Raw genomic sequence first — 20,763 nt, 5'->3', positions numbered from 1 at the left:
CCGACGCCGAGCCGGTGCTCGTGCGCCCTAGAAGGGGATCTTGCAGTCCTTCCCGGCCTCCGCCTGGCGCGGGGTCTTGGTGCAGGTGACCCACGCGTCGCTGTAGCTCGTGCCGACACGGGCGCGCCACATCCACCCGCGCCGCGTGGGCGGGGCGGCGATCTTCGCCTCGTAGCGCCCCTGCTTCAGGTACTTCTTCCGGTAGAGCCGGAAGTTGCAGCTGTTGGTCTCCCGGCTGCACCTCGTGGCGCGCTGGATGTAGACCGGCCCCTCACTCGGCGTCACCTTGCCGACGAGGAAGAGGCCCTTCTTGCGGCGACCGTCGCGGGAGACCACCTTCGAGGTGATCGTGATGGGGTCGTCCGCGGCGGCGACCCGCGCGGCGGCCGGCCCGCCCGCGGTCGTGGCGCCGGCGGGCGCGGCGGTCGGCAGGAGCGCCGCGAGGACGAGGGCGAGCAACACCGTGACGAGACGGGAACAGCGCATGGGGGGACTCCCTCGGAGACAGTGGGTCGGTCGTCCCGTGCCCTGGTGGCGCCGGAGCCAAACCCACAGTCCCACCCTAGGGTGGGACTGTGGGTGACCAACGGCGCGGGCTGGCGTTCGGCGTCGCGGCGTACGTGCTCTGGGGGATGTTCCCGCTCTACTGGCCGCTCCTCGAGCCAGCCGGGGCGGTGGAGATCCTCGCCCACCGGATCGTCTGGTCGGCACTGGTGATGGGCGTGCTGGTCGTGGTGCTCCGCAAGCGGGCGGCGTTCCGCGCGTTGCTGGCCGACCGCCGGGTGAGCCTGCTGCTCGTCGTCGCCGCGGTGACGATCACCTCGAACTGGGCGACCTACATCTACGGCGTCACGAACGGCCGCGTCGTCGAGACGTCGTTGGGCTACTTCATCAACCCGTTGGTGACGGTCCTGATGGGGGTGCTGATCCTGCGCGAGCGGCTGCGCCCGCTGCAGTGGTGCGCGCTCGGGGTCGGCTTCGCCGCGGTCTGCGTGCTCGCGTGGGACTACGGCAGGCCGCCCTGGATCGCGCTGATCCTGGCGTTCTCGTTCGGCACCTACGGCCTGGCCAAGAAGTCGGCCGACGTGGGCGCGGTCGAGAGCCTCACCTTCGAGACCGTCGTGCTGGCGCCGTTCGCGCTCGGCTACCTGCTCCTGCTCGCGGCCCAGGGCACCGCCCACTTCGGCGCCGAGGGCACCGGTCACGCACTGCTGCTGACGACGACCGGGGTGGTCACCGCGATCCCGCTCATCTGCTTCGGCGCCGCCGCGACGCGGGTCTCGATGGTCTCCCTCGGCCTGCTGCAGTACCTCGCGCCGACGATCCAGTTCGTGCTCGGCCTCGTCGTCTTCGACGAGTCCATGACCGGCGTCCGGTGGATCGGCTTCACGCTCGTGTGGAGCGCGCTGGTGGTCTTCACCGTCGAGGCGCTGCGGCACCGACGCCGCCAGCTGGCCCTCGCCGCCCGGGCCACCGCCGCCGCCTGACACCGCCGGGCACCACCCGGCACCGCCGGGTCGGCGCGGTCGTCGCGACGACCCACCAGCCAGGGGCGGGGGGTGGGTGGTTACGCCGAGCGGAGCGCGACGACGTCGGCGAAGGCCTCGAGGGCCGAGCGCACCGAGCCCTCGGGCAGGACGTGGAGCAGGGCCTTGGCCTCCTGGGCGCGGCCCACGACGTAGGCGCGGGCCTCGTCGATGGCGGGGTGCTTGCGGAGCAGGTCGAGCGCCTCGGCGTGCAGGACGTCGTCGGAGAGGTCGGCGCGCAGCAGCTCGTGCAGGCGGGCGTCGGCCGGGTCGGTGGAGGCGAGCGCCATCAGCACCGGCAGGGTCGGGACGCCCTCGCGCAAGTCGGTGCCGGGGGTCTTGCCGGACTCCGCGGACTCGGAGGCGACGTCGAGGATGTCGTCGGAGAGCTGGAAGGCCGCGCCGACGATCTCGCCGTACGCCGTCAGCGCCTCCTCGACCTGGGCCGAGGCGCCGCCGAAGCGGGCGCCGTACCGGGCCGACGTCGCGATCAGCGAGCCGGTCTTGCCGGCCACGACCTCGAGGTAGTGCTGCAGCGCGTCGTCGTCGGGGCCGGGCTCGACGGTCTCCATGATCTGGCCCTCGACGAGCCGGGTGAAGGTCTCGGCTTGGATCCGGACCGCCTCGGCCCCCAGCAGCGAGGTCAGCTCGGAGGACTTCGCGAAGAGGAAGTCGCCGGTGAGGATCGCGACGTGGTTGCCCCACCGCGCGTTGGCGGAGTCGGCGCCGCGCCGCAGGGCGGCCTCGTCCATGACGTCGTCGTGGTAGAGCGACCCGAGGTGGGTGACCTCCACGACGCAGGCCGCGGTGAGGACCTCCGGGGCGTCGGGGTGCTCGCCCGCCTCGGCGGCCAGCAGCACCAGCAGCGGCCGGAACCGCTTGCCGCCGGCGGCCAGCAGGTGCTGGGCGGCCTCGGTGACGTAGGGCGCGAAGCTGCTGGTGGCGTGCCCGACCAGGGCGGCCTCGACCTCGGCCAGCCGGCCGCGCAGCCGGACGGCCAGCGCCTCGTCGCCGATGGGCAGGGCGAGCTCGGCGGTGGCGGGCTGGGTGGGACTCACCTGATGAAGTCTCCCGCATGCGCGACCAGATCGAGCACCGGGCCCGGCACGAGTCCCAGGCCGATGGTCGCGAGGGCGCACACACCGATGGTGACGCTGGTCAGCGGCGAGGGCACGGTCACCTCGGCGACGTCGCCCTCGGCGTCGACGAAGAACATCAGCCGCACGAACTTGATGTAGAAGAAGATCGCGATGATGCTCGACGCGATCGCGACCAGCACGACCGGCCAGGCACCGGCCGACATGGCGACGGTGAAGACCGCCCACTTGCCGACGAAGCCGGCCGTGAGCGGGATCCCGGCCATCGACAGCAGGAACAGGGCGAAGACCCCGGCCACCACCGGCGAGCGCCGCCCGAGCCCGGCCCACTTCGCCGACGACGTCGCCTCGCCGTTGGCGTCGCGCACCAGGGTGACCAGGGCGAAGGCGCCGACCGTGGCGAAGCCGTAGGTGGTCAGGTAGAACAGCACGGCCTGCAGCGAGGTGACCTCGTCCTCGCCCAGCGCACCGCTCGCCTGGAGGCCGAGGACGCCGGTCAGCAGGAACCCGGTGTGGGCGACCGAGGAGTAGGCGAGCATCCGCTTGACGTCGCTCTGGACGACGGCCAGCACCGCACCGACCAGCATGGTGAGGATCGCGACGACCCACAGCATCGGCTGCCAGTCCCAGCGGTTGGCACCGAAGCCGACGTAGTACAGCCGCAGGAGCGCACCGAAGGCCGCGACCTTGGTGGCCGCCGACATGAACGCGGTGACCGCGGTCGGGGCGCCCTGGTAGACGTCGGGGGTCCAGGCCTGGAACGGCACGGCGCCGACCTTGAAGAGCAGGCCGACCGAGAGCATCGCGATGCCGAGCAGCAGCAGGGTGCGGTCGTCGGTGCGGTTGAGCACCGAGGAGTGGATGACGTCGAGGTCCATCGAGCCGGCGTAGCCGTAGACCAGCGCGACGCCGTACAGGAAGAAGCCGGAGGAGAACGCCCCGAGCAGGAAGTACTTGAGCGCGGCCTCCTGGCTCAGCAGGCGCCGGCGCCGGGCCAGCCCGCAGAGCAGGTACAGCGGGAGCGAGAGCACCTCGAGGGCCACGAACATCGTGAGCAGGTCGCCGGCCGCGGGGAAGAGCATCATGCCCGCGATGGCGAACATGACGAGCGGGTAGACCTCGGTGTGCGCGAGCCCGGACGAGCGGCGCTCGGCCTCGGTGCCGGGGAGCGCGGCGGCCTGGCCGGCGAAGACCGAGACCCCGGCCTCGAGCCGGCGCTCGGCGAACAGCGCGACGCCGCCGAGGGCGAAGACGAGCACGAGGCCCCACAGGTAGACGGTCGGGCCGTCGACGACGACCGACCCCTCGGCACCGACGAGACCCTGGCCCGCGCCGACGTCGGCGAGGTCGAGCCCGACCAGCACGGTCGCGACCAGCGCCGCGAGGACGCCGGCGAAGGCCAGCGAGACCTGGACGACGTGGCGGCGCTCGCGGGCGACGAAGGCCTCGACGACCACGCCGAGCGCGGCGACGCCGAGGACGATCAGCAGCGGGGAGAGCTCCGCGTACTCGATGGTGGGCTTCACGAACTCCACGTCACTCACCGCCTTCCTGGTCGAACACATGGGCTCCGAGTCGCGCGACCGTGGGTGGGTCGTCCTGGACGCCGACGTGCGAGAGCAGGTCCTCGGCGTAGGGGTTGCTGATGTCGAGCAGCGGCTGCGGGAAGAACCCGAAGGCGACCAGCGCGACCATGAGCGGGGCGACGGCGAGGATCTCGCGCGGCAGGGCGTCGGGGGTGTCCTCGACGGTCGCCGGCGTGGGCCCGGTCATCACGCGCTGGTACATCCACAGCACGTAGATGGCGGCCAGCACGATGCCGAGGACGGCGACCGCCCCCACCCACCAGGCGTAGTCGAAGGCCGCCAGCAGGACGAGGAACTCGGAGATGAACGGGCTCAGGCCGGGCAGGCCGAGCGTCGCGAGGCCGGCGACCAGCAGCAGGCCGGCCAGGACCGGTGTCGCCTTCTCGAGGCCGCCCATCTCGCTGATCAGGGCCGTGCCCCGGCGGCGGATGATGTAGCCCGCGACGAGGAACAGCGCGGCGGTGCCGATGCCGTGGTTGACCATGTAGAGGATCGCGCCGGAACCGCCCTGCGTGCTGAAGACGAAGATGCCCAGCGTGATGAAGCCGAAGTGGCTCAGCGACGTCAGGCCGATCAGCCGCAGGAGGTCGTCCTGGGCGATCGCCAGCAGCGCGCCGTAGACGATCGAGATCAGCGCGAGGGTGACCACGACCGGCGTCGCCCACTGCGAGGCCTCCGGGAACAGCCCGAGACAGAACCGGAGCATCCCGAAGGTGCCGATCTTGTCGAGCACGCAGACCAGCAGCACGCTGGTGCCGGGGGTCGCCTTCTCGGCGGTGTCGGCCAGCCAGGTGTGCACCGGGAACAGCGGCGCCTTGATCGCGAAGGCGATGAAGAACCCGAGGAAGAGCCAGCGGCCGGCCTCGGTGGAGATGTCGAGCTGCTCGAGGTCGGAGAGCAGGTACGACGCCCGGCCCTGCTCGGCGGAGACGACGTACAGGCCGATCACGGAGGCCAGCAGGACCAGGCCACCGGCGAGCTGGAACATCAGGAACTTCACCGCGGCGGCGCTGCGGCCCTCGCGGCCGAAGCCGCCGATGAGGAAGTAGGCCGGGATGAGGGTGGCCTCGAAGACGACGTAGAACAGGAAGACGTCGGTGGCCAGGAAGACCGCCAGCGAGAGCGCCTCCATCGCCAGCACCCAGGCGTAGTAGGAGCGCGGGGCCTCGTCGCCCTCGTGCCACCCGGCCACGAGCACGACCGGGACGATGACGGCGGTCAGCAGCACCATCAGCAGGCCGAGTCCGTCGACACCGACGGCGTAGTGCACGCCGAAGGCACCGATCCAGTCGACCTGCTCGGTCATCTGCATGCCCTCGTCGGTCTTGAAGAGGACGGCGACGGCGACGGCCAGGCCGAGGGTGCCGGCGGCGGTGCCGATGGCGATCGACTTGGCGCTGGCGGCCGGGAGGAACGGGATCGCGAGGGCGCCGACGAGCGGCACCAGGATCAGGATCGTGAGCATCAGAGGTTAACCGCCAGCATCGCGAGGGCGACGATGATGACGCCGAGGAGGACCGAGAGGGCATAGGAGCGCACGTAGCCGGTCTGGACCCGGCGCAGCTGGGCGCCGATCGCCCGGACCGCCGCGCCACCGCCGGTGAAGGTGCCGTCGACGCCGCTGCGGTCGAGGACGAAGAGACCCGCGACCAGACGGCGTCCGGGGTTGACGACGACGCCCTCGTTGATGGCGTCGCCGTACAGGTCGTGGCGCGCGGCCGTGGTGACGAAGGAGACGTCGGAGGGCGCGGTGCGGGGGACGTCGCGCTTCTGGAAGAGCAGGAAGGCGATCGCGACCCCGACAGCGACCACGGCGACGGTGAGGCCGGTGATGGCCAGCACCGGGATCGGCAGGTCGTGGTGCTCCTCGGGGCCGGTGACCGGCTCGAGCCAGTGCACGATCCAGCCGCCGAGCAGGAGCACGCCGCCGAGCACCGACAGCGCGGCGAGCACGACCAGCGGGACGGTCATCACGGCGGGCGACTCGTGCGGGTGCACGTCCTTCTCCCAGCGCTTGGAGGAGAAGAACGTCATCAGCATCAGGCGGGTCATGTAGAACGCCGTGATGCCGGCACCGAGCAGCGCGCAGAGGCCGATGATCCAGCTCTCGCCGATCGCGACCTCGATGATCTTGTCCTTCGACCAGAAGCCGGAGAACCCGGGGAAGCCGATGATCGCGAGGTAGCCCATCGCGAAGGTGATGAAGGTGACCGGCATCGCCTTGTTGAGCGCGCCGTAGTGACGCATGTCGACGTCGTCGTCCATGCCGTGCATCACCGAGCCGGCACCGAGGAACATGTTGGCCTTGAAGAAGCCGTGGGTCAGCAGGTGCAGGATCGCGAACGCGTACCCGGCCGTGCCGAGCCCGGCGGCCAGCATCATGTAGCCGATCTGGCTCATCGTGGAGCCGGCCAGCGCCTTCTTGATGTCGTCCTTGGCGCACCCGATGACCGCGCCCCAGAGGATGGTGACGACGGCCACGACGATGACGGCGGTCTGCGCGTCGGGGGCGTTCTCGAAGACGAAGTTGGAGCGGACGACGAGGTAGACGCCGGCGGTGACCATGGTCGCGGCGTGGATGAGGGCGGAGACCGGGGTCGGGCCCTCCATCGCGTCGAGCAGCCAGGCCTGCAGCGGCACCTGCGCGGACTTGCCGCACGCACCGACGAGCAGCAGGATCCCGAGCGCGGTCATCGTGCCCTCGCTCGCCTCGCCGGCGAGGTGGCTGATCTCGGTGAACGACGTGGAGCCGAACGTGACGAACGCCAGGAAGATGGCGGTGGCCATGCCCATGTCGCCGACCCGGTTGATGACGAAGGCCTTCTTCGCGGCCTTGGCCGCCGAGGGCTTGTGCTGCCAGAAGCCGATCAGCAGGTACGACGCCAGGCCGACGCCCTCCCAGCCGAGGAAGAGCCCGACGTAGTTCTCGGCCAGGATCAGCATCAGCATCGCGGCGACGAAGAGGTTGAGGTAGCCGAAGAACCGGCGGCGCCGCGGGTCGTGGGCCATGTAGCCGATGGAGTAGACGTGGATCAGCGAGCCGACGCCGGTGATGAGCATCAGGAACAGCGCGGCCAGCGGGTCGTAGAGCAGGTCCATGCCGACCTGCAGGCCGCCGACGTGGATCCAGTCGTAGAGGTGCTGGACGACCTGGCGGTCCTCCTCGTCGCGTCCCAGCAGCGACAGGAACATCACCAGGCTGACGACGAACGAGCCGATCGGCATCGCGGTGCCGAGCAGGTGGCCCCACCGGTCGGTGCGCCGGCCACCCAGCAGCAGGATCGCGGCACCGAGCAGCGGCAGCGCGATGACCAGCCAGACCAGCCCGAGGACGCCGTCGGCGCTGCCCGGGTCGACGACCGGGATCTCGTGACCCGTCTCGGCGGCCAGGGACGTGGCCAGAGTTGTGACGAACATCTGCGTGTGCCCGAACCTTTCAGAACTTCAGCAGGCTCGCGTCGTCGACCGAGGCCGAGCGACGAGTGCGGAAGATGGTCATGATGATGGCCAGTCCGACCACGACCTCGGCGGCCGCGACCACCATCACGAAGAAGGCGGCCACCTGCCCCTCGAGGTTGCCGTGCTGCTTGGCGAAGGCGACCAGCGCGAGGTTGCAGGCGTTGAGCATCAGCTCGACGCACATGAACACCACGATGGCGTTGCGCCGCACCAGGACGCCGACCGCGCCGATGGTGAAGAGGATCGCCGAGAGGATCACGTACTCAGTCATCGTGACCGTCCTTCTCCGCCGGGGTGGCGACGTCTTCCTCGCTCGAGGCGGTGGCCCCGGAGCGACCCGACGTGCCCGGACGGGTCGTCGGGTCGATGCCGAGCTGGCGCTTCAGGTCCTCGATGTCGTCGGCCATCGCCGGCGCCGAGCGCACGGTGCCGCGGGCCGCGAGCACGCGCGAGACCGACGACTCCGCGGCGGTGCCGTCGGGCAGCAGCGCCGGGGTGTCGACCGCGTTGTGGCGCGCGTAGACGCCGGGCGCGGGCAGCGGACCGAGGTGGGCGCCCTTGTCGGCGTAGTCGCGCATCCGCTGCGCGGCGAGCTCGGCCTGACCCGGCTTGGGCGTCAGCCGCTCGCGGTGGGCCAGGACCATCGCGCCGACCGCGGCGGTGATGAGCAGCGAGCTGGTCACCTCGAAGGCGAAGACGTAGCGCGAGAAGATCAGGTTCGCCAGGGCCGGCACGTTGCCGCCCTCGTTGGCCGAGCCGAGCCCGATCGCGGAGCCGAGGGTGACCTGCGCCAGGCCGATCACCAGGATCGAGCCGAGCAGCAGCCCGGCGACGGTGGCCAGCACCCGCTGGCCCTTGATCGTCTCGACCACCGAGTCGGAGGAGTCGACGCCGACGAGCATCAGCACGAACAGGAAGAGCATCAAGATGGCGCCGGTGTAGACGATGATCTGCACCGCGAAGAGGAACGGCGCCTCGAGGGCGGCGTACAGAACGGCGAGGCTGATCATCACCACGGCCAGCAGCAGCGCGGCGTGCACGGCCTTGCGCACGAACAGCAGCCCGAGCGCGGCGACCACCATCAGCGGGGCGAGGACCCAGAACGCGATCACCTCGGCTCCCCTGCGGTGCCGGCGGGGGTGGTGTTGCCCGCGAAGATCCCCCGGTAGTAGTCGCCCTCGTCGAGGCCGTCGGCCATCGGGTGCGGCGGCTGCTCCATGCCGGGCAGCAGCGGCGCCAGCAGGTCGGACTTCTCGTAGATCAGGTCGGTGCGGTTGTCGTCGGCCAGCTCGTACTCGTTGGTCATCGTCAGCGCCCGGGTCGGGCAGGCCTCGATGCACAGCCCGCACAGGATGCAGCGCAGGTAGTTGATCTGGTAGACGCGGCCGTAGCGCTCACCGGGGCTGAAGCGCTCGCCGCCGTTGGCGACGTCGTCGCTGTTGGACGCGCCCTCGACGTAGATCGCGTCGGCCGGGCAGGCCCAGGCGCACAGCTCGCAGCCGATGCACTTCTCCAGCCCGTCGGGCCAGCGGTTGAGCTGGTGACGGCCGTGGAAGCGGGGCGCGGTGGGCTGCTTCTCGAAGGGGTACTGCTCCGTGACGACCTTGCGGAACATCGTGCGGAACGTGACCCCGAACCCGGCGACCGGGTCGATGAACTGCTCCTTGAAGGACTTCGATTCCGAGCTCTTGTCGGTCATCAGACCTCCTCCCCCGCCACGGTGCTGGACCGGGCGGGGCTGTCGAAGACGAGCGGGGCGGCGGCGCCACGGACGGCGCCCCCGACCGGCATGGGCGGGGTCGGGAAGCCGCCGACGACGGTCTTGTCGTCGGGCTCGGCCACGGTGACGTCCTCGTCGTCGCGGCCGCCGATGAAGAACAGCGCGAGGAGCCCGACGAGGGCGATGCCGAGGATGATCGGCAGCCGGTCGCTGCTGAGCCACCCCTCGAGCCTGGCGACGCGGAGCGTCGCGACGGCCACGATCCAGGCCAGGGCACCGGGGATGAGGATCTTCCAGCCGAGTGCCATGAACTGGTCGTAGCGCATCCGGGGCAGCGAGCCGCGCAGCCAGATGAACATGAAGATGAAGACGAACATCTTGCCGAAGAACCACAGCACGGGCCAGTAGCCCTCGTTGAAGCCGGCGTAGAGCTCGTCGATCCAGAACGGCGCGTGCCAGCCGCCGAGGAAGAGCGTCGTCGCGAGCGCCGAGACCGTCGCCATGTTGATGTACTCGGCGAGGAAGAACAGCGCGAACTTGATCGAGGAGTACTCGGTGTGGAACCCGCCGACCAGCTCGCCCTCGGCCTCGGGGAGGTCGAACGGCGCCCGGTTGGTCTCGCCGACCATCGAGATCGTGTAGATGACGAACGACGGGACCAGGATCAGCCCGAACCAGAGGTCGTCCTGGGCGGCGACGATCTCCGAGGTCGACATGGAGCCGGCGTAGAGGAACACCGCGACGAGCGCGAGGCCCATCGCGACCTCGTAGGAGATCATCTGGGCGCTCGATCGCAGGCCGCCGAGCAGCGAGTAGGTCGAGCCGCTGGACCAGCCGCCGAGCACGATGCCGTAGATGCCGATCGAGGCGATGGCCATCACGAAGAGCACCGCGACCGGCATGTCGGTGAGCTGCAGCGGGGTCTGCTGGCCGAAGAAGTTCACCTCGGGGCCGAACGGGATGACGCTGAAGGTCACGAAGGCCGGGACGACGGCCAGGATCGGCGCCAGGACGAAGACGACCTTGTCGGCGGCGGTCGGGAGGATGTCCTCCTTGAACATCAGCTTCACGCCGTCGGCGAGCGACTGCAGGAGGCCGAAGGGGCCGTGCACGTTGGGGCCGATGCGGTGCTGCATCCGGGCCACCACGCGGCGCTCGAGCCAGATGTTGAAGAGGGTGAGCAGCACCAGGACGACGAAGATCAGGACGACCTTGAGCAGGATCACCCACCACGTGTCGCGGCCGAAGGCCTGCAGGCCCTCGTCGACGACGAGCGGGAGGCTGCCGGTGACGGAGCCGATCATGCTGGTCAGGCCGCTCATGCGGTGCCTCCGGTGACGGTGACGCGGGTGCCGGGCGAGGCCAGGTCTGCGAGCAGGCCACGACCGGTGGAGCTGGCGGGGAGCCAGACGACGCCGTCGACGACGTCGGCGGCGACCTCGGCCGGCAGGGTGACCGAGCCACGGTCACCGGTGACGGTGATGGTGGGGCCACAGGCATCGTGGACGGCGCGGCCGACACGGGCCACGGGCGGGCGCGCGGTGGCGGCCAGGTGCTTGTCGCCGTCCTGCATGGAGCCGTGGTCGAGCATCAGCTTCCAGCTCGACAGGACCAGGCCGTGGGCGTCCCGGCCACCGGACGTCGCCGGGGCGACCGGCTCGAGGGCGGCGCGGGCGCCGTCCCAGGGGCCGATCTGCGCCATCTCCGACCAGACCTCCTCGACGGTGCGGAAGCCGAGCGGGGCGCCGTGGCCCAGCGCGGCGAGCTCCTCGGCGATGCCGGCGAGGACGCGGAGGTCGGGCAGCGAGGCCGGGTTGGACAGGACGGCGTCGAACCCGCGGACCCGGCCCTCCCAGTTGACGAAGGTGCCGGCCTTGTCGGTCACCGGGGCGACCGGCAGGACGACGTCGGCGGCGCGGGTGACGTCGTTGGCCCGCAGCCCCAGGGCCACGACGAACGAGGCCCCGGCGAGGGCGGCGGTGGTGGCGGCCGGGTCGGTGGTGTCGGCCGGCTCCACACCGGCGACGACCACGCCCCCGAGGTCGCCGGCGAGCAGCGCCGCGACGATCGCGTCGCCGTCGCGGCCGGGCGCCTCGGGCAGCGAGTCGACGCCCCAGGCGGTGGCGGCGTCGACGCGGGCGGCGGCGTCGGCGACGGGTCGGCCACCGGGCAGCAGGTTCGGCAGGCAGCCGGCCTCGACGGCGCCGCGGTCGCCGGCGCGGCGCGGCACCCAGGCGAGGCGGGCACCGCTCTTGGCGGCCAGGTCGGCGGCGGCGCTGAGACCCCCCGGGACGGTCGCGAGCCGCTCGCCCACCAGGATCACCGCGGTGCTGTCGACGCCGTGGTCGGCGTGCCCGAGCAGCGAGGCCAGCGTGGCCGGCTCGTCGCCGGGCGCGGTCGGCAGCAGGGTGCCGTTCATCTTGCTCAGGCCACGCGTGGTGAACGGCGCGACGGCGAGCACGCGGGTGCGGTGGTGCAGCGCCGCCTTGCGCAGGCGCAGGAAGACGGCGCCGGCCTCGTCCTCGGGCTCGAGACCCACCAGGACGACGGTCGAGGCGGTCTCGAGGTCGCCGAAGGTGACCGCGCCGCCCTCGGGTCCGGTCGCGACGACGTGCGCGGCCAGGAACGAGGCCTCCTCGGCCGAGTGCGGCCGGGCCCGGAAGTCGATGTCGTTCGTGCCGAGCGAGACGCGGGCGAACTTGCTGTAGGCGTAGGCGTCCTCGCCGGTGAGCCGGCCACCGGTCAGCACACCGACGCCGCCCTGCTGGCGCGCCGCCGCCAGGCCCCGGGCCGCGACCGCGAAGGCCTCGGGCCAGGACGCCGGGCGCAGCGACCCGTCGGTGTCGCGGACCTGCGGGTACGTGAGCCGGTCGTCCTGGGCGGCGTAGGAGAAGGCGAAGCGGTCCTTGTCGGTGATCCACTCCTCGTTGACCTCGGGGTCGTTGCCGGCGAGGCGGCGCACCACCTTGCCGCGGCGGTGGTCGACGCGGATCGCGGAGCCGCACGCGTCGTGCTCGGCGACCGAGGGGCTGGAGACGAGGTCGAAGGGGCGCGAGCGGAACCGGTAGGACTCCGACGTCAGCGCCCCGACGGGGCAGATCTGGATCGTGTTGCCGGCGAAGTAGGACAGGAACGGGGCGTTCTCGGCGATGCCGATCTGCTGCATGGCGCCGCGCTCGACCAGCGCGATGAACGGGTCGCCGGGGATCTCCTCGGCGAAGCGGGTGCAGCGCTGGCACACGATGCAGCGCTCCCGGTCGAGCAGCACCTGGGGCGAGAGGTTGATCGGCTTCGGGAAGGTCCGCTTGACCCCGCCGGAGCCCGACGCGACGAAGCGCGACTCCCCCTGGCCGTTGCTCATCGCCTGGTTCTGCAGGGGGCACTCGCCGCCCTTGTCGCAGACCGGGCAGTCGAGCGGGTGGTTGATGAGCAGGAACTCCATGACGCCCTGCTGCGCCTTGTCGGCCACCTCGCTGGTGATCTGCGTGCTCACGACCATCCCGGGGGCCACCGGCAGCGTGCACGCGGCCTGGGGCTTTGGGAACCCGCGGCCGTTGCCGGCGTCGGGGACCTCGACGAGGCACTGGCGGCACGCGCCGACCGGCGCGAGGAGTGGGTGGTCGCAGAACCGCGGGATCTGGACGCCGACCTGCTCGGCGGCGCGGATGACGAGGGTGTCCTTGGGCACGTCGACCTGGATGCCGTCGATCGTGACCGACACCAGGTCGGCCTGCTGCGGTGCGGCTCCCGCGGACTTCTCGGGGGTGGTGGTCATGCTTCTGCTCCCGTCAGGGATCCGGCCCACACGGTGGAGGCGGCGGCGTCGAACGGGCAGCCGCCGTGGGTGAGGTGGGCGAGGTACTCGTCGCGGAAGAACTTGATCGAGCTCGAGATCGGGCTGGTGGCGCCGTCGCCGAGCGCGCAGAACGAGCGGCCGAGGATGTTCTCGCACTGGTCGAGCAGGAGGTCGAGGTCGCTCTCGCTGCCCTCGCCCCGCTCGAGCGCGGCCAGCGTCTGCACCAGCCACCACGTGCCCTCGCGGCACGGGGTGCACTTGCCGCACGACTCGTGCTTGTAGAACTCGGTCCAGCGCAGCACGGCCCGCACGACGCACGTGGTCTCGTCGAAGAGCTGCAGTGCCCGGGTGCCCAGCATGGTGCCGGCCCCGGCCATGCCCTCGAAGTCGAGGGGCAGGTCGAGGTGCTGGTCGGTCAGGAGCGGGGTGCTCGAGCCACCCGGCGTCCAGAACTTCAGCTGGTGGCCCTCGCGGATGCCGCCGGCGAGCTCGATCAGCTCGCGCAGGGTGATGCCGAGCGGCGCCTCGTACTGACCGGGGTTCGTGACGTGGCCCGAGAGGGAGAAGATGCCGAAGCCCTTCGACTTCTCGGTGCCCATCGAGGCGAACCAGGCCGGGCCGTTGCCGATGATGCTGGGCACCGAGGCGATCGACTCGACGTTGTTGATGACCGTCGGGCTGGCGTAGAGACCGGCGACGGCCGGGAACGGCGGGCGCAGGCGGGGCTGGCCGCGACGGCCCTCGAGGCCCTCGAGGAGGGCGGTCTCCTCGCCGCAGATGTAGGCGCCGGCGCCGGCGTGGACGACGATGTCGAGGTCGTAGCCGCTGCCGTGGATGTCCTTGCCGAGGTGGCCGGCGGCGTAGGCCTCGGCGACCGCGGCCTGGACCCGGCGGATCACGTGCAGGACCTCGCCGCGGATGTAGATGAAGGCGTGGTTGGCGCGGATGGCGAAGGAGCTGATGATGACGCCCTCGACCAGCGTGTGGGGCGTGGCCATCATGAGCGGGATGTCCTTGCAGGTGCCCGGCTCCGACTCGTCGGCGTTGACGACGAGGTACTTCGGCTTCGGGTTGTCCTGCGGGATGAAGGACCACTTCATGCCGGTCGGGAAGCCGGCGCCGCCGCGTCCGCGCAGGCCGGAGTCCTTGACGGCGGTGATGATGTCGTCCTGCGGCATCGCGAGCGCCTTGCGCAGCGCGCCGTAGCCGCCCCGCGACTCGTAGGTCGCCAGCGTCCAGCTGCGCTCGGCGTCCCAGTCGTCGGTGAGGACGGGGGTGAGGGTGTCGATGGCCATGTCAGTCGGCCTCCTTCTTCTCGGCTGCCGTCTCGTCGGTCGGGCTCTGCTCCTCGACGGTCGCGGCCTCGTCGACCGTGTCGCCCTGGTCGCCGGCCTCGGCGGCCGCCTGCTCCTTCTCCGCCGGCTCCGACGGCACGGCGGGCGCGTCGTCACCGCCGGCGAGCTGCCGCTCCGACTCCTCGGACTCCGGCGCGCTCCAGCCGCGGTCGCGGGCGATGCCCAGGCCGACCAGCGAGGCCGGTCCGGCCGAGGGGCCCTCGTCGGCGCGGCCGTCGGGGAACCCGGCCAGCACCCGCTCGGCCTCGCGCCAGGTGCACAGCCGCGGGCCGCGGGTGGAGGTGACCTCGGCGCCCGCGCGCAGGTCGTCGACCAGGTCGGTGGCCTTCTGCGGGGTCATGTTGTCCATGAACTCCCAGTTGACCATCATCACCGGGGCGTAGTCGCAGGCCGCGTTGCACTCGACGTGCTCGAGGGTGATCTTGCCGTCGTCGGTGGTCTCGTCGTTGCCGACGTCGAGGTGGTCCTTGAGCCGGGCGAAGATCTCGTCGCCGCCCATCACCGCGCACAGCGTGTTGGTGCACACCCCGACGTGGTAGTCGCCCACGGGACGACGCTTGTACATCGTGTAGAACGTCGCCACGCCGCTGACCTCGGCCGCGGAGATCCCGAGGATCTCGGCGCAGACCTCGATGCCCTCGGGCGTGATCCGGCCCTCGGCCGACTGCACCAGGTGCAGCATCGGCAGCAGGCCCGAGCGCTTCTCGGGGTAGCGCGCGGCGATCGCCTCGAGCTCGCCGTACGTCGTCTGCTCGATCGTCATCGCGGGGCTACCTCGGGGTTGTTCGACGCGGGGGCGCAGCGCGGGCGGGAGGGAGGGGAGGTGGCCATCAGCGGTCGACCCCTCCCATGACGGGGTCGATGGAGGCGATGGCGACGATGACGTCGGCGACCTGGCCCCCCTCGCTCATCACGCTCGTTGCCTGCAGGTTGGTGAAGGACGGGTCGCGGAAGTGCGCACGGAACGGACGCGTCCCGCCGTCGGAGACGACGTGGGCGCCGAGCTCGCCGCGGGGCGACTCGATCGGCACGTAGGCCTGGCCGGGCGGCACCCGGAAGCCCTCGGTGACGAGCTTGAAGTGGTGGATCAGGGCCTCCATCGACTCGCCCATGATGTGGCGGATGTGGTCGAGGGAGTTGCCCATGCCGTCGCTGCCGATCGCGAGCTGGCTGGGCCAGGCGATCTTCTTGTCGCCGACCATGACGGGGGCGCCCTCGAGGCCGGCGAGCCGGTCGGCGGCCTGCTCGATGATCTTGAGCGACTCCCACATCTCGTTCAGGCGCACGCGGAAACGACCGTAGGCGTCGGCGGTGTCCCAGGTCTGGACGTCGAACTCGTAGTCCTCGTAGCCGCAGTACGGCTCGCTCTTGCGCAGGTCCCAGGCGTAGCCGGCCGCGCGGATCGGCGGGCCGCTGAGGCCGAGGGCCAGGCAGCCGTCGAGCTCGAGGTGGCCGACGCCCTCGAGGCGGCCCTTGAAGATGGGGTTGGCGTTGCAGAGGGCGGCGTACTCGGGCAGGCGCTTCTTCATCAGCGCGATGAACCCGCGGATCTCCTCCAGCGCACCCGGGGGCAGGTCCTGGGCGACGCCGCCGGGACGGATGAAGGCGTGGTTCATCCGCAGGCCGGTGATCAGCTCGAACAGGTCGAGGACGAGCTCGCGCTCGCGGAACCCGATGGTCATCACCGTCAGCGCGCCGATCTCCATGCCGCCGGTGGCGATGCAGACCAGGTGCGAGGAGAGCCGGTTCAGCTCCATCATCAGCACCCGCATGACGCTGGCCTTCTCGGGGATCTGGTCCTCGATGTCGAGCAGCCGCTCCACGCCCAGGCAGTAGGTCGCCTCGTTGTAGAACGGGGAGAGGTAGTCCATCCGGGTGCAGAAGGTGGTGCCCTGCACCCAGGAGCGGAACTCCATGTTCTTCTCGATGCCGGTGTGCAGGTAGCCGATGCCGCAGCGGGCCTCGGTGACCGTCTCGCCGTCGATCTCGAGGATCAGCCGCAGCACGCCGTGGGTCGAGGGGTGCTGCGGGCCCATGTTGACCACGACGCGCTCCTCGACGCCCTCGTTGTCGGCCAGCCCGGCCACGATGTCGTCCCAGTCACGGCCGCTGACCGTGAAGACCTTGCCCTCCGTCGTCTCCGAGGAGCCGGCGTAGATGTCGTCCTGAGTAGTCATTAGCTGTACGACCTCCGCTGGTCGGGCGGCGGGATCGTGCCGCCCTTGTACTCGACGGGGATGCCGCCGAGGGGGTAGTCCTTGCGCTGGGGGTGGCCCGGCCAGTCGTCGGGCATGAGGATCCGGGTGAGCGCGGGGTGGCCGTCGAAGACGATGCCGAACATGTCCCAGGTCTCGCGCTCGTGCCAGTCGTTGGTCGGGTAGACGGCCACGATCGAGGGGATGTGCGGGTCGCTGTCGGGGACGCTGACCTCGAGCCGGATCCGGCGGTTGAACGACATCGACAGCAGGTGGTAGACCGCGTGCAGCTCGGCACCGGTGTCGTCGGGGTAGTGCACCCCGCTGACGCCGGCGCAGAACTCGAAGCGCAGCCGCGGGTCGTCGCGCAGGTGCTGCGCGGTCGCGAGGAGCTCCTCGCGACGGACGTGGAAGGTGATCTCGCCGCGGTGGACCACGACGCGGCCCAGGCTCGTGGTCGACTCGAGCGCGTCGGCGACCTCGTCGAACCAGCCGCCGAAGGGCCGCTGCGTGGCGCCCGGGAACACGATCGGGGCCACCAGGCCGCCGTACCCGCTGGTGTCGCCGGTGCCGCGGACGCCGAACATGCCGGTGCGCTGGCCGACCGCGCGGACCTCGTCGCCCTCGTGCCCGGTCGTCGCCGGGGTCTTGCCCTCGCCGGCCGACGACTGGTCGGGACCGGTGGTCCTGTCCTCGGCGGCCATCAGCGCAGCAGCCCCTTCATCTCCGAGGTCGGCAGCGCCGTGAGGGCCACGGACTCGCGCTCCTCGATCTGGGCGATCCGGTTGGCGCCGAGCTTGGCCTGCTGCACCTGGTCGTGCAGCTTGAGGATGGCGTCGATGAGCATCTCCGGGCGCGGCGGGCAGCCCGGCAGGTACATGTCGACCGGGACGACGTGGTCGACGCCTTGGACGATGGCGTAGTTGTTGAACATGCCGCCGCTGCTGGCGCACACGCCCATCGCGAGCACGTACTTGGGCTCGGCCATCTGGTCGTAGATCTGGCGCAGGACGGGGGCCATCTTCTGACTCACCCGGCCGGCCACGATCATCAGGTCGGCCTGGCGCGGGCTGGCCCGGAAGACCTCCATGCCGAAGCGCGCCAGGTCGTACTTCGGGCCGCCGGACGTCATCATCTCGATGGCGCAGCAGGCCAGCCCGAACGTCGCGGGCCAGAAGCTGGCCTTGCGCATGTAGCCCGAGAGACCCTCGATCGTGCTGAGCAGCACGCCGCTGGGGAGCTTGTCCTCGATACCCACGGTGTCAGTGCCTTCCCGATGCCATTGCCGTTAGCGGTGCCGGTGCCGTGCTCGTCGCCATCTCGGTCCTCAGTCCCACTCGAGCCCGCCCCGGCGCCACACGTAGGCGTAGGCGACGAAGACGGTGGCGATGAAGATGACCATCTCGACCAGCCCGAAGAGCGCCATCGCGTCGAAGTGCACGGCCCACGGGTAGAGGAAGATGATCTCGATGTCGAAGACGATGAAGAGCATCGCGATGATGTAGTACTTCACCGGGAACCGGCCGCCGCCGACGGCCTGCGGCGTGGGCTCGATGCCGCACTCGTAGCTGTCGAGCTTCGCCCGGTTGTAGCGGCGGGGGCCCACGACGAACGCGCTGGTCACGATGGAGCCGACCGCGAAGATCAGGGCGAGGGCCGCGAGGACCAGGACGGGTGTGTAGAAGTCCATCCGGCCTTCCCTTCCACGACGACAAGGTTCCTCGCGCTGCGGTGTCACTTGTGACTTTGTGAACTGAATCACGAGGAGCGATCGCGCTCATACTGCCACTCCGAGTCGCGCACGTCACACCGGGGCGGGGTTCGGGAAAACCGGTTCTGACCTGCGCATTTAACGCACGCGAGCGTTGCGTAATTGGGGGCGTGGTCGGCCACGGCGACACCCTGGTCGCCGCGGGTCTCCCTCGCGGACACCATCCCTCGTTAGGGTGCCTCCAGATCGGCGGCTCGACCGCTCCCCCCTTGCACCGGAGGCCCGATGGCGACCCTGACCGCCGACAAGAAAGTGCTGCACGCCGACCTCACCGGCGACAGCGTCCGAGCCGCCCAGGGGGCGATGGTCGCCTACACCGGCAACGTCACCTTCAAGCACGCGGGCATGGGCGGCGGCGGCGGGCTGCGCGCCGCGGTCCGCCAGCGCGTGGCCGGCGAGAGCATCACGCTGATGGAGTGCCAGGGCCACGGCCGGGCCTACCTCGCCAAGGACGCCCTCGACGTCACCGTCGTGGTGCTCGACAACGACCGGCTCACGGTCGAGTCCGAGCACATCCTCGCCGTCACCGAGGGCCTCAAGCTCGACGTCCAGTTCGCCGGGCTCCGGGGGATGACCAGCGGGCAGGGCCTGGCCACGACCACGGTCACCGGGTCGGGCCAGTGCGCGATCACCTCCGACGGGCCGATGATCCCGCTGGCCGTCGCGCCCGGGATGCCGCTCGTCGTCGACCCCGACGCCTACGTCGCCGGCACCGGCCAGATCCAGATGAGCCTGGTCTCCGGCGTCACCTGGCGCAGCCTCGTCGGCGAGGGCGGCGGCGAGCCGTTCAGCCTGCGCTTCGAGGGCCAGGGCACCGTCTACATCCAGCCCGCGGAGAGGTGACCGGCCGATGACGTTCGAGCAGGTGAACAAGAAGGTCATCCGGACCGACGTCTCCCCCGGCGGCGAGGTCATCGCCCGCCGCGGCGCGATGCTCGGCTACTCCGGCGGCGTCACCTTCCGCCCGATCAGCGGCGGCGGGGGCGTGGGCGGCATGGTCGGGCGCGCGATGGCCGGCGAGTCGGTCCCGATGATGGTCGCCGAGGGCCAGGGCAACGCGCTCTACGGCTTCCGCGGGCACTACGTGACCCTCGTGCAGCTGAACAACGAGACCCTCACCGTCGAGGCCGACCGGCTGCTGGCCCACCACGCCAACCTGTCGACGTCGGTGGAGATGATCGGGCAGGGCGGCATCCGCCAGGCGGTCCGCGGCGCGGTGTCGGGCCAGGGCCTGTTCACCACGAAGGTCAGCGGGTCCGGGTCGGTGGCCCTGCTGTCCCACGGCGGCACCTTCGAGATCCCGGTCAACGGGGAGATGGTCGGCGTCGACCCGCAGGCCTACGTCGGGCACGTCGGGGCGCTGCAGATCGACTTCAAGGTCAGCGGCGGCATCCGCGACGTCGTCGGCCGCGGCTCGGGCGAGGCGACCCAGCTGCACTGCACCGGACACGGACGTGTCTACATCCAGGCCTCCGAGGAGAAGTTCCAGTGATCCAGATGACCGGCGGCTCGACCGTCCACGACGCCCAGTCGCTCCCCTCGAACGACAACATCAACTCCTACTCGTTCTGCATCGACCTCAACGGCGAGTGGTTCACGTCCAAGGGCGCGATGATCGCCTACTACGGCAACATCGACTTCGCCGGCGTCGCCGCCTTCGCCTCCCGCGCCGCGTGGGTCGCCTCCCGGTTCTCCTCGCCGATCTACACCCAGGACTGGGTCATCGCCGCCGGCCAGGGCAAGCTCGTGATCGGCGACCGGGGCTTCGACATCAACTCCTACGACCTCGACGCCGGCAACCTGACGATCAAGGCCTCGAACCTGCTGGCCTTCGAGACCGGGCTCGAGCTCAAGCAGTCGATCGTGCCCGGGTTCCTGACCCTCATCGGCACCGGCAAGTTCCTCGCCTCGTCGTCCGGCCCGGTGATCTTCGTCGAGCCGCCCTTCCGCGCCGACCCCGACGCCCTCCTCGGGTGGGCCGACTGCCCCTCGCCCTCGGTGCACTACGACCACAACTGGATGGCGCAGTCCTTCATGGCCGGCATCCAGGGCATGTTCGGCCGCGAGTCCGGCGAGGAGCGCCAGTACGACTTCACCGGCGCCGGCACGATCCTGATGCAGTCGTCGGAGCAGATGCGCGCCGACGGCGCGCTGGTGCGGCTGGTCGAGTCGCAGACGAACCTGCTCGACGCCCAGTCGGCCGGCTCGCTCGGGCAGCGGCTGGTCATGCGGTCCCAGCAGCAGTAGCGGCCAGGGGC

General features: G+C 70.8%; 20 protein-coding genes. 4 read left to right on the top strand and 16 right to left on the bottom strand.

Annotated features, from left to right (window positions below; translation table 11 throughout):
• Nucleotides 1-27: 27 nt before the first annotated feature.
• A complete protein-coding gene (locus FE634_RS03665; RefSeq protein ID WP_137292356.1) occupies nt 28-486 on the bottom strand; it encodes a hypothetical protein in 459 nt (152 codons plus the stop codon).
• Between the two features lie 89 nt (nt 487-575).
• Here FE634_RS03665 and rarD point away from each other — a divergent pair, with 89 nt between their 5' ends.
• Nucleotides 576-1,487 (top strand): EamA family transporter RarD, encoded by a 912-nt coding sequence (gene rarD / locus FE634_RS03660; RefSeq protein ID WP_138875112.1) that lies wholly within the window; start codon nt 576-578, stop codon nt 1,485-1,487.
• 80 nt (nt 1,488-1,567) lie between these two features.
• Here rarD and FE634_RS03655 read toward each other — a convergent pair whose 3' ends face one another.
• The 15 genes from FE634_RS03655 to FE634_RS03585 form a co-directional block, all read right to left on the bottom strand.
• On the bottom strand, nt 1,568-2,584 hold the full coding sequence (locus FE634_RS03655) for a polyprenyl synthetase family protein (protein WP_138875111.1): 1,017 nt from the start codon (nt 2,582-2,584) through the stop codon (nt 1,568-1,570).
• Complete coding sequence (gene nuoN / locus FE634_RS03650; protein ID WP_137292353.1) at nt 2,581-4,188, bottom strand: NADH-quinone oxidoreductase subunit NuoN; 1,608 nt, start codon at nt 4,186-4,188, stop codon at nt 2,581-2,583. Before nuoN ends, FE634_RS03655 begins: the two co-directional genes overlap by 4 nt.
• Complete coding sequence (locus tag FE634_RS03645) at nt 4,160-5,674, bottom strand: NADH-quinone oxidoreductase subunit M (protein ID WP_137292352.1); 1,515 nt, start codon at nt 5,672-5,674, stop codon at nt 4,160-4,162. The genes nuoN and FE634_RS03645 overlap by 29 nt, the downstream gene beginning before the upstream one ends.
• Nucleotides 5,674-7,626, bottom strand: coding sequence for an NADH-quinone oxidoreductase subunit L (gene nuoL, locus FE634_RS03640; protein ID WP_138875110.1), 1,953 nt, complete (start codon nt 7,624-7,626; stop codon nt 5,674-5,676). The genes FE634_RS03645 and nuoL overlap by 1 nt, the downstream gene beginning before the upstream one ends.
• Before the next feature lie 19 nt (nt 7,627-7,645).
• Nucleotides 7,646-7,939, bottom strand: a complete 294-nt coding sequence (gene nuoK, locus FE634_RS03635; RefSeq protein WP_137292350.1) for an NADH-quinone oxidoreductase subunit NuoK — start codon at nt 7,937-7,939, stop codon at nt 7,646-7,648.
• On the bottom strand, nt 7,932-8,780 hold the full coding sequence (locus FE634_RS03630; protein WP_137292349.1) for an NADH-quinone oxidoreductase subunit J: 849 nt from the start codon (nt 8,778-8,780) through the stop codon (nt 7,932-7,934). Before FE634_RS03630 ends, nuoK begins: the two co-directional genes overlap by 8 nt.
• Nucleotides 8,777-9,367 (bottom strand): NADH-quinone oxidoreductase subunit NuoI, encoded by a 591-nt coding sequence (gene nuoI, locus FE634_RS03625; RefSeq protein WP_137292348.1) that lies wholly within the window; start codon nt 9,365-9,367, stop codon nt 8,777-8,779. The genes FE634_RS03630 and nuoI overlap by 4 nt, the downstream gene beginning before the upstream one ends.
• Nucleotides 9,367-10,692, bottom strand: coding sequence for an NADH-quinone oxidoreductase subunit NuoH (nuoH, locus tag FE634_RS03620; RefSeq protein WP_222847714.1), 1,326 nt, complete (start codon nt 10,690-10,692; stop codon nt 9,367-9,369). The genes nuoI and nuoH overlap by 1 nt, the downstream gene beginning before the upstream one ends.
• Nucleotides 10,693-10,706: 14 nt before the next feature.
• The gene (locus FE634_RS03615) at nt 10,707-13,163 is read right to left on the bottom strand and encodes an NADH-quinone oxidoreductase subunit G (RefSeq protein ID WP_148240358.1); all 2,457 of its coding nucleotides are present in this window, start codon (nt 13,161-13,163) and stop codon (nt 10,707-10,709) included.
• Nucleotides 13,160-14,479, bottom strand: coding sequence for an NADH-quinone oxidoreductase subunit NuoF (nuoF, locus tag FE634_RS03610; RefSeq protein ID WP_187366813.1), 1,320 nt, complete (start codon nt 14,477-14,479; stop codon nt 13,160-13,162). Before nuoF ends, FE634_RS03615 begins: the two co-directional genes overlap by 4 nt.
• Nucleotide 14,480: 1 nt before the next feature.
• Nucleotides 14,481-15,302, bottom strand: a complete 822-nt coding sequence (nuoE, locus tag FE634_RS03605) for an NADH-quinone oxidoreductase subunit NuoE (RefSeq protein WP_138875107.1) — start codon at nt 15,300-15,302, stop codon at nt 14,481-14,483.
• 67 nt (nt 15,303-15,369) lie between these two features.
• Complete coding sequence (locus FE634_RS03600; protein ID WP_137292344.1) at nt 15,370-16,716, bottom strand: NADH-quinone oxidoreductase subunit D; 1,347 nt, start codon at nt 16,714-16,716, stop codon at nt 15,370-15,372.
• Nucleotides 16,716-17,438 (bottom strand): NADH-quinone oxidoreductase subunit C, encoded by a 723-nt coding sequence (locus tag FE634_RS03595; RefSeq protein ID WP_137292343.1) that lies wholly within the window; start codon nt 17,436-17,438, stop codon nt 16,716-16,718. The genes FE634_RS03600 and FE634_RS03595 overlap by 1 nt, the downstream gene beginning before the upstream one ends.
• Nucleotides 17,438-17,992, bottom strand: a complete 555-nt coding sequence (locus FE634_RS03590; RefSeq protein WP_137292342.1) for a NuoB/complex I 20 kDa subunit family protein — start codon at nt 17,990-17,992, stop codon at nt 17,438-17,440. The genes FE634_RS03595 and FE634_RS03590 overlap by 1 nt, the downstream gene beginning before the upstream one ends.
• Nucleotides 17,993-18,061: 69 nt before the next feature.
• Nucleotides 18,062-18,424: an NADH-quinone oxidoreductase subunit A gene (locus FE634_RS03585; protein ID WP_137292341.1), complete on the bottom strand. Its 363-nt coding sequence runs from the start codon at nt 18,422-18,424 to the stop codon at nt 18,062-18,064.
• 306 nt (nt 18,425-18,730) lie between these two features.
• Between FE634_RS03585 and FE634_RS03580 the strand changes: the two genes are divergently transcribed.
• Genes FE634_RS03580 through FE634_RS03570 form a run of 3 tightly spaced genes read left to right on the top strand, consistent with a single transcriptional unit; the run spans nt 18,731 to nt 20,752 of the window.
• Nucleotides 18,731-19,348 (top strand): AIM24 family protein, encoded by a 618-nt coding sequence (locus FE634_RS03580; RefSeq protein ID WP_137292340.1) that lies wholly within the window; start codon nt 18,731-18,733, stop codon nt 19,346-19,348.
• A 7-nt stretch (nt 19,349-19,355) separates the two neighbouring features.
• Nucleotides 19,356-19,997: an AIM24 family protein gene (locus tag FE634_RS03575; RefSeq protein WP_137292339.1), complete on the top strand. Its 642-nt coding sequence runs from the start codon at nt 19,356-19,358 to the stop codon at nt 19,995-19,997.
• A 5-nt stretch (nt 19,998-20,002) separates the two neighbouring features.
• Nucleotides 20,003-20,752 (top strand): AIM24 family protein, encoded by a 750-nt coding sequence (locus tag FE634_RS03570; protein ID WP_137292581.1) that lies wholly within the window; start codon nt 20,003-20,005, stop codon nt 20,750-20,752.
• The last annotated feature ends 11 nt before the right edge of the window (nt 20,753-20,763 follow it).

The sequence above is a fragment of the Nocardioides sp. S-1144 genome, assembly GCF_005954645.2.
In the GTDB taxonomy this organism is placed as follows: Bacteria; Actinomycetota; Actinomycetes; order Propionibacteriales; family Nocardioidaceae; genus Nocardioides; species Nocardioides dongxiaopingii.
Note: the sequence above shows the minus strand (reverse complement) of the source record. Positions and strands in the feature narration are given on the sequence as shown.

Coding starts and splice junctions, on each gene's coding strand:
- nuoE (WP_138875107.1), bottom strand. CDS start 15,302: ATGACGATCGAGCAGACGACGTACGGCGAGCTCGAGGCGATCGCCGCG.
- FE634_RS03580 (WP_137292340.1), top strand. CDS start 18,731: ATGGCGACCCTGACCGCCGACAAGAAAGTGCTGCACGCCGACCTCACC.
- FE634_RS03645 (WP_137292352.1), bottom strand. CDS start 5,674: ATGCTCACGATCCTGATCCTGGTGCCGCTCGTCGGCGCCCTCGCGATC.
- nuoL (WP_138875110.1), bottom strand. CDS start 7,626: ATGTTCGTCACAACTCTGGCCACGTCCCTGGCCGCCGAGACGGGTCAC.
- FE634_RS03600 (WP_137292344.1), bottom strand. CDS start 16,716: ATGACTACTCAGGACGACATCTACGCCGGCTCCTCGGAGACGACGGAG.
- FE634_RS03575 (WP_137292339.1), top strand. CDS start 19,356: ATGACGTTCGAGCAGGTGAACAAGAAGGTCATCCGGACCGACGTCTCC.
- FE634_RS03585 (WP_137292341.1), bottom strand. CDS start 18,424: ATGGACTTCTACACACCCGTCCTGGTCCTCGCGGCCCTCGCCCTGATC.
- nuoN (WP_137292353.1), bottom strand. CDS start 4,188: ATGTGTTCGACCAGGAAGGCGGTGAGTGACGTGGAGTTCGTGAAGCCC.
- nuoF (WP_187366813.1), bottom strand. CDS start 14,479: ATGGCCATCGACACCCTCACCCCCGTCCTCACCGACGACTGGGACGCC.
- nuoH (WP_222847714.1), bottom strand. CDS start 10,692: ATGATCGGCTCCGTCACCGGCAGCCTCCCGCTCGTCGTCGACGAGGGC.
- FE634_RS03595 (WP_137292343.1), bottom strand. CDS start 17,438: ATGGCCGCCGAGGACAGGACCACCGGTCCCGACCAGTCGTCGGCCGGC.
- FE634_RS03570 (WP_137292581.1), top strand. CDS start 20,003: ATGACCGGCGGCTCGACCGTCCACGACGCCCAGTCGCTCCCCTCGAAC.
- FE634_RS03665 (WP_137292356.1), bottom strand. CDS start 486: ATGCGCTGTTCCCGTCTCGTCACGGTGTTGCTCGCCCTCGTCCTCGCG.
- FE634_RS03615 (WP_148240358.1), bottom strand. CDS start 13,163: ATGACCACCACCCCCGAGAAGTCCGCGGGAGCCGCACCGCAGCAGGCC.
- nuoK (WP_137292350.1), bottom strand. CDS start 7,939: ATGACTGAGTACGTGATCCTCTCGGCGATCCTCTTCACCATCGGCGCG.
- nuoI (WP_137292348.1), bottom strand. CDS start 9,367: ATGACCGACAAGAGCTCGGAATCGAAGTCCTTCAAGGAGCAGTTCATC.